Genomic DNA, 7,664 nt, shown 5'->3' on the forward strand with positions numbered 1-7,664 from the left:
CGCCACTTAATCAGGCCGATGCATCCAGCCACCCAAGTAAGCGACCTGCTCGCCGACACGCCCAACCACAAGCTACCTGGGTCAGTTTACGTGAGCATGGATGGGTCAATTTATGTGAGCGGCGTAGGGTGAGCGGGTTTGATGATGCCGGCGAGACAAATTCCCGGACACCCACGTATTATTAGGGAACCGTTACTGTGGCAATTCCGGCTAGCCAAGCGAGTTAGAGTAGACTATACTCCATAATTAGGCGATAATTATGGAGTATAGTCCTGCTAACGAGATCGATAAACCTGCCAAGTGACGAGACTTTTTTTCTTTTTGGTGCCCGCGGCACTGGAAAAAGCACGTTGATAAAGTCACATTTCTCCAGCGTCCACACAATCAATCTCCTGTTGGATCGTCACGAAAGTCGATTAGCCCGGGATCCTGACGCTTTGATAGGCGAAGTGACCGCCTTAAGTGAAAACATTACCCATGTTTTTATCGATGAAATTCAGAAGGTACCCAAGCTGTGTGACATCGTTCACCACCTGATCGAGGACAAAAAGGTCCCACAGAAATTCATCCTCACCGGATCGAGCGCTCGCAAGCTCAAGATGGCGGGAGCGAATCTTTTGGCAGGTCGTGCGCTGTATTTTAATTTGTACCCATTTAGCTACCGAGAACTAGGAGCGCATTTTGATTTTGAGAAGGCGATCAGATTTGGACTATTACCGCAAGTTTGGCAGCGCTCCGGTGATCAATCCATCATCCGCTTTCTCCGTGCGTACGGGCAAACCTATTTAAAAGAGGAGGTTTGGGCCGAGCACCTCGTAAGGAAATTAGAACCTTTTCGCAAATTTCTCGAGGTCGCAGCGCAGCACAATGCTCGACTCATTAATTACTCACGCGTTGCTACAGTGGTTGGCGTCGATATAAAGACGGTACAAACTTACTTTCAGATTTTAGAGGAAACCCACCTAGCGGTGCTGCTTGAGCCGTACTCCCGCTCCATTCGGCAGCAAGTCCACGCAGCACCTCGCTTTTACTTCGTTGATACCGGCATAGCTCGCACACTTTCGCTGCAAGTGGGTACAAAACTCAGTGCTTCAACGGGTGAGTTTGGTCACCTTTTTGAGCAATTCTTTGTCATGGAGTGCATCAAGCTCAATCAATATTTAGAGCTCGGTTACCGATTCTCCTACTTGACTACCAAAGCTGGAGCCGAAATCGATTTGATCATCGAGAGACCAGGTCAGGCCACGATCCTGATGGAGATTAAGTCAAGCTCGATGCAAAACATCACTCATGCGCGCCATCTCACTGGATTTAGAGATGACTTCGAAGATCCTGTGATGATGGTGGTGTCGCAAGACGAAATTCGCAGCACTAAGGACGGAATTATTTACTTGAACTGGCGCGATGCCTTGAATGAGATATTTTCCGCGTAGCCCGAACACCCCCCGGCACTTCCCTCAAACCCCAAATTTTTCAGCGCCTTACAACTATCACAAAAAAATCGATGGCCGCCTGTAACCTTTGTGCCTCCACCAACGAACTTACAGGTGAGACAGCAACACACCGACTTTCAACCACCTGACTCAAAGGAAGCACTCATGTCAAACCCCAAGTCTAAATTATCTATGTTTATATTGATTAACGCGGCATTGATCAGCATCACGACGGCATGCGGCGGCAATCAATCCGGCGACACTGGCAAAGCACCCAACGCCGAAACGCCGATGACAGCCGGCGGACTAAAAGCCGGCATGTTTGACACCGCTTGGCTGACTGCATATGCAAGCTGGACACCTGTACTCAGTGGCGACAAAGCGCTCAAAAGTGACGGTCACGGTGGCATCTGGGTGCACTCTTACCTCAACGACAGAGCTGCTATGCATGCGGCCACGGCGAGCAATCCATTCCCTCTACCCGAAGGTGCCGTATTAGCTAAAGCTGTCGTCCCAGCTGAGACCTCTAACGTGACTACGGACGTTACGAGAGTCTACTTCATGAAGAAAGAAAAAACTGGCTACGATCTAGAGCACGCCAACTGGAGTTACGCCGTAGCGACATTAGTCAACGGACGTTTAACATACGACGCATCGGTTGCCCCGCGTCAAGGAGTCTGTGTGTCGTGCCATGCTAAGTTTAATGAATACGACTACGCAAAGACTGTGGACATCTACCGTAAACGCCTTGGCAAATAATGAACGGCACCAAGCAAATAGAGGTGCCGGCGAGCAAATTTCATAAGATTTACGGAGTCATGTAAAATCTAGATGGGTCATCACAAGAAACAATAAATCAAATACCATCTAGAGCACAAAAGCATGACCAAAAGCGTAGACAGCCGAGAACAGTTTTTTGCCGCTCTTATGCGACGCAGTCTTGCAGGAGATGAGCAAGCATATCGCGAGCTACTTAAGTCCCTCAGGGTCATCTTATTGGTGTACGCACAAGGATTTTTAATGCGGATGGGAAAACGAGACAAATCAGCAGCAGAGGACGTCGTGCAAGACATTCTGACCGCCATCCATCAAAAGCGTCACACCTACGATTCTGAGCTACCCTTGCTATCGTGGGTATATACGATAGCCCGCTACAAATTGATTGACTTTGGACGGAGGGAACGAAAACGGAGCGGGCGCCACGCCACGACTGACGTGGATTCCTTACCGTCCAAAGAACCACTGGCAGATGACGGGATCAAAGCGGAACTGGACAAGTTGCTTGCAGAACTTTCAGAGCCAGCGCGCCGCGCTGTGGAACTAGTCAGGATGGAGGGGCACTCCGTCGAGGAAGCCGCAGAGGCGCTCGCTATGTCGCCGTCAGCAGTTAAAGTGAGTATCCATCGCAGTTTGAAGACGCTCAACAAAATTTGGATGACCAGTAAAGACTCATGAACCACCAAGAGCAAAAATCACAACGCGAAGCTGGATCAACGGACCAGTTGATTGAGACTCTGGTCAATCAGGGTGGTGGTGCAAAAGAGGCCATGCCCCCGGGAAAGGCAGCCACGTGGTGGACACTGACGGCGGCAGCACTCGCTATGGCCATCGGCTCCGGAGGTATGGGCTGGGGGGGAGATTTTCACTCTCGCACGGAACTCACAAGTTTTGCAATTGCTGTTGTACTTTTGATCCTGATCGCTGGCATGGCGGCTTATCAAAGCCTGGCCTCTTCGCGTCCAGCTTGGAATCCCTCGCGTGCCGTTCGTCCTACACTTGCGATCGCCGGTCTTCTGCTCATCGCAGTGTTCGCCGCGGGATATTTTGATCGCGTCCAGGGATGGGACTGGGGCTGGGGCGAGGGATCCGTCGACCGATTCGGCATCAAATGCAGCCAATCGATGATTGCTCTGTCCGTCCCGTTTCTGACTGCTCTGCTCCTGACACTAAGGTCCCTAGCATCCACCAGGCCACTGTGGACGGGATTTTATTCTGGAATCGCGGGATGGGCCATCGGCTGCCTTGGGCTGACTATGCACTGCCCCGAGCAAATGCCTTCTCATCTAATCTTGTACCATGCCGGGCCAGTCATCGTAGTTAGTATGATTGCTACCACTGTCGCAAATAAACTGTTGCGATGGTGAAAACCATAGAGACGATTAACATTCATCACCAAAGGGAAAAAACATGAACACCAAATTAGCTGCACTGCTCACCACCGCCATCACTTCTGGACTCATCAGTGCCCAGGCGGCAAAAGCTGCCGATGGCAACGCAAGCGGCAAGACGGCGCAAGAGAGCGGCGACAAAAACGGCTGCGAGAGCAAAGACAAGAACTCCTGCCATGGTAAAGACATGAAAAAGAAGAAGAGCGCTAAATCCGACAAGAACTCGTGCAAAAACGGCTGCGGCGAGGCTAAAGACAGCAGCGATGCTACGGGCAAATAATGAGTTCACGGCCTAAAAACCGCGGCATTGGGGTTGGCCTTAGGCCACCCCATCATGACACCTTCCTTCGTGCTCCACCGTCATCCGTATCGTGGGTAGAGGTCATTTCAGAAAACTTTATGCCGTGGGCAGATGGTGATTTTCGCCGTGGGATCGCCACACTGCTACAAATCAGGGATCAGTGCCCAGTAGCCCTACATGGTGTGTCCGCCAATCTGGGATCTGCAGATGCTCTCGACGTAACCTATTTGCAAAGCTTAAAAAAACTGGTCGACATCATCCAGCCATGCTCAGTATCTGATCATTTGGCTTGGACTGGGGTCAACGGCACCAACACTCACGACTTATTACCACTCCCCTACACCGAAGAGTGTTTAGAAAACATCGTCCGCAAAATCGATCAGATGCAGAACTTCCTCGGATGCCAAATAGCCCTAGAAAACCCATCGAGCTACGTGGAGTTCAAGCACGCTGCCATGTCGGAGCCGGAGTTCCTCATCGAAGTTGTGAGACGGTCTGATTGCAATATTCTTTTAGACATTAATAACGTTTACGTGAGTTCAGTAAATCATCAATTTGATCCCAAAGCCTATTTACGCATGTTACCCAAAGATCGGATCGATCAGATACATTTAGCCGGTCACAGCGTTAAAGATGCTTATCTCATCGATACTCATGATGCAGCAATATGCGCTGAGGTATGGGATCTATTCCGGTGGTATGTGGCACAATTTGGAGCCGGCAGCGTCATGATCGAGCGTGACGGTAATATCCCCACGTGGTCAGAGATGGAACGCGAGCTCGCAACGATTCGAGATATCCATGCAAAAATCACTTAATTTCGTCGCTATGCAGACCGCTTTTCAGGACGCAGTCCTGGGCAAAGTGGCAGCTGAAGCCTTGGTTCCCTTGATTGTGCTAAAGCCACCCGTCACCACCAAGCAACGGCTGGCGATATACCAAGATGCCTACCGCATCCGACTCACAGAGTCACTGGAGGATGATTTCAACGAGTGCGCCGCCGTTTTAGGCTCTGAGGCCATGGCTAAGGTCGTGGACAAGTTCATCGACACATATCCATCAACCTACCGGAACCTGGCGGAGTATAGCGCCAAATTCCCACCATTTATTGCGCAGCTGCACCCACAGGTCGGAGAATTAGCACTAAGAGAGTGGTTGTCGATACTCAGCTTGCAAGGGAGAGAACCCGAGGACGCAGTTGAGCTTAATGAGATTGAGGGTGGCACGCTCTATCAACTGGCACTGCACCCAGCATCACATGTAGGACAGCTGGGCTCTGGTTATTTTTTATCCTATCGACTCCATGAGACGCCCCATTTCAAAACACTAAGTCAAGGCGCGTTGCAGCTTTTGCAGATCATCAAAGAAGAACCAACTTTGGCGGATTTAACGCAACAGCTGCAACATGACGACGCCAGCTCGACTGAGCTTGCCGCGACTATTCATGACTGGCTCAGCATGGGAATTATCTATTGTAAGAGATGCCAAAAATGATCAGCAAAGCCATATCGCCAATTGCAGAGGTCACAACCAGACTCCTGATGGGCTGGCTATTTTGCACTTCGGGCTGGGCGAAATTCCAAAATCTGGGAGCTGTTGTCAGTTATTTTGAGTCGCTCAATATCCCATTCGCCCAGTGGCAAGGCCCAGGTGTCGCAGGTATCGAGCTCGTAGGTGGGATTTTTATCATGCTCGGCATATTTACAAGATTATCTAGCCTCCTACTGGCAATCGTCATGATGGTCGCGATTAAAATGGCTAAGTGGGATGACATCGACAGCCTTACTACTCTCATGGAAACACCGGAGGTGCTTTACTTAACGCTACTCCTGTGGCTCACCTCTACTGAGTCTTACACACTACCTGCCCTCACTATGATCCGAAAATTCAGAGCTATGTGGGCACAAACTGCCAGCGCAAAAATTAGTGTCAAAAATTAGTTTCTTTGATTACCGGCTCCACTGCATCTAGCCGATACTCATGGTCATCGACCTTAGAAAAGACCTGATCCACCTGCGCTGCACGCTCTTTCGCTGGCCGCAAGGCGTCGAGGACGAGATGCATCTGATGCTTCAACTCCTCCATCGAGACTCCCAGGTATGTGAGCTGCTCTTTGACAAAGACCATGTCCGTCTTTAGAACGGCTACGTCCTGCTTGAGTATGGCCACGTCTTGCTTAAGGACAGCAACATCTTGCTTGAGCACCGTCACTTCGTGATTCAGCTGGTTGTAACCACTGCGGAGAGCGCGGATGTCACCTTGTATCGCGCCTATGGCTATACCATGGTCACCTAATTTATCTTTAATGACTGACACATCACTCTTCAGCCCTGAAATCACAGGACTGTCTTTAATCGCTTCATTGACGACTAACTTTAAGACCGCAGCATCTCAAATCATTTCCCTACCCCAACGAAATACGGACGCACTCTAAGAGCAAACGAAGCTAGCAGCACACAGGCCGAATGGGGAGTGACATGAGCACAAAGTTTGAAAACTGATCCACTTAATTGTTGGTAAAAGACGAATTCCCCCATCGTATGCGGGGGCTGACGACAGCTAGCCAAATCTTTACCTAAATCTACTCATTCAATAGCATACGCCTTCCATGCCGATAGGACACTGGGAGGTATCACCTATGTGTCTGTCAATTGGTCAAGCAAGTCAGGCACTTGGCACATCCATTTCAACGCTGAGCCGGTGGGAGCAAGAGGGCACAATCGCGGCGGCATATCGGACGCCGGGTGGACATCGTCGCTACTCGCTACGAGTTCTGCAAGACAGTTTTGGCCTTATTGCGGATGCTACCTCGCGTATCACGGCCGCTTACGCTCGCGTGTCGTCCTCCGACCAAAAGGAGGACTTAGACCGTCAAAGGCAACGCCTTGATGACTACTGCTCTCGAGAGACAAAAAACTACGAGGTCATCGACGACTTGGGTAGCGGTCTAAACTACAAAAAGCGCGGTCTAAAAAACTGATTCACTTGATTCTCGGTGGCCGCGTTGACCGTCTGATTCTCACCCACAAGGACCGATTGCTGCGATTCGGAGCTGAGATCATTTTTTACCTTTGCTCTTACTGCGGCACTAGGGTGGAAGTTATAGACGACGCTGGGTCACTTAGTGACGAGGAGACGTTGACTCGTGACGTTCTTGAAATCATCACAGTCTTTAGCTCTCGTCTGTATGGCAAGCGTACACACAAAAACAAACGCGCCGTGTCGGTGACGGATATCTGCAACTAACCAGTAATTTGTTGTTGCATGAGAAACATGCTCTCATTACTCTCACCCTTCCTTGGGTTGAGGTGTCGCCTGTGGAATGCGCGATTAAATTAGCTTTAGATCTTAGTCCCGAAGACGAGCAGATCATCGAGGGTCAAATGAAGATCTGCAATTGGCTCTATAACCAGCTGCTTCAAAGGGCTAATGAGCTGCGTGATAGTTATGTCGCGACGCAAGATAAAGACGCAGGCAAGATTCTTTACGCCGAGCGAGGCCTACGCAACCTTGTCCCGGACATGAAAAGGACGCATCCATTCCTTAAGTCCGTGCATAGTTCTCCCCTCAAGAATGCAGCCTTGCGACTTAGTCGAGTCATTCAGGACTACCAAAAATCGTGTAAGCGCAAACGCAAAGGCAAGCCCACGGGCTGGCCGTCGTTCCGCAGTCACAAGGTCAAGCCTTTCTCCCTACTCTACGATGAGCCAGGCAAAGGATTTAAACTTAATGGTAGGTCGCTCAGGATTAGCCTCGGTAAGA

10 protein-coding genes and 1 pseudogene are annotated in these 7,664 nt (G+C 50.2%); 10 read left to right on the forward strand and 1 reads right to left on the reverse strand.

Annotated features, from left to right (window positions below; translation table 11 throughout):
* Positions 1 to 350 precede the first annotated feature (350 nt).
* From FJ146_18645 to FJ146_18680, 8 genes are all read left to right on the forward strand, one after another.
* Positions 351 to 1,433, forward strand: a complete 1,083-nt coding sequence (locus tag FJ146_18645) for an ATP-binding protein (GenBank protein ID MBM4253991.1) — start codon at positions 351 to 353, stop codon at positions 1,431 to 1,433.
* A gap of 165 nt (positions 1,434 to 1,598) precedes the next feature.
* The gene (locus tag FJ146_18650; protein ID MBM4253992.1) at positions 1,599 to 2,192 is read left to right on the forward strand and encodes a hypothetical protein; all 594 of its coding nucleotides are present in this window, start codon (positions 1,599 to 1,601) and stop codon (positions 2,190 to 2,192) included.
* Between the two features lie 123 nt (positions 2,193 to 2,315).
* Positions 2,316 to 2,888, forward strand: a complete 573-nt coding sequence (locus FJ146_18655) for a sigma-70 family RNA polymerase sigma factor (GenBank protein ID MBM4253993.1) — start codon at positions 2,316 to 2,318, stop codon at positions 2,886 to 2,888.
* Positions 2,885 to 3,577: a DUF1109 domain-containing protein gene (locus tag FJ146_18660; GenBank protein MBM4253994.1), complete on the forward strand. Its 693-nt coding sequence runs from the start codon at positions 2,885 to 2,887 to the stop codon at positions 3,575 to 3,577. The genes FJ146_18655 and FJ146_18660 overlap by 4 nt, the downstream gene beginning before the upstream one ends.
* Positions 3,578 to 3,620: 43 nt before the next feature.
* Positions 3,621 to 3,881 (forward strand): hypothetical protein, encoded by a 261-nt coding sequence (locus FJ146_18665; GenBank protein MBM4253995.1) that lies wholly within the window; start codon positions 3,621 to 3,623, stop codon positions 3,879 to 3,881.
* Positions 3,881 to 4,720, forward strand: a complete 840-nt coding sequence (locus FJ146_18670) for a DUF692 domain-containing protein (GenBank protein MBM4253996.1) — start codon at positions 3,881 to 3,883, stop codon at positions 4,718 to 4,720. Before FJ146_18665 ends, FJ146_18670 begins: the two co-directional genes overlap by 1 nt.
* Positions 4,704 to 5,396, forward strand: coding sequence for a DUF2063 domain-containing protein (locus tag FJ146_18675; GenBank protein ID MBM4253997.1), 693 nt, complete (start codon positions 4,704 to 4,706; stop codon positions 5,394 to 5,396). Before FJ146_18670 ends, FJ146_18675 begins: the two co-directional genes overlap by 17 nt.
* Positions 5,384 to 5,842: a DoxX family protein gene (locus FJ146_18680; protein ID MBM4253998.1), complete on the forward strand. Its 459-nt coding sequence runs from the start codon at positions 5,384 to 5,386 to the stop codon at positions 5,840 to 5,842. The genes FJ146_18675 and FJ146_18680 overlap by 13 nt, the downstream gene beginning before the upstream one ends.
* On the opposite strand, the gene FJ146_18685 is transcribed toward FJ146_18680, so the two are convergent.
* Positions 5,832 to 6,218 carry a hypothetical protein gene (locus tag FJ146_18685; protein MBM4253999.1) on the reverse strand — a complete coding sequence of 129 codons (387 nt, stop codon included), beginning with the start codon at positions 6,216 to 6,218 and terminating at the stop codon, positions 5,832 to 5,834. The two genes, FJ146_18680 and FJ146_18685, sit on opposite strands and share 11 nt — an antisense overlap.
* A gap of 322 nt (positions 6,219 to 6,540) precedes the next feature.
* On the opposite strand from FJ146_18685, the pseudogene FJ146_18690 reads away from it, so the two are divergent.
* Positions 6,541 to 7,148 (forward strand): annotated as a pseudogene (locus FJ146_18690) (IS607 family transposase).
* A 71-nt stretch (positions 7,149 to 7,219) separates the two neighbouring features.
* The coding region (locus FJ146_18695) for a transposase (protein ID MBM4254000.1) at positions 7,220 to 7,664 on the forward strand (445 nt) is incomplete at its 3' end.

The organism is Deltaproteobacteria bacterium (assembly GCA_016874735.1).
Taxonomy (GTDB): Bacteria; Bdellovibrionota_B; Oligoflexia; order Oligoflexales; family CAIYRB01; genus CAIYRB01.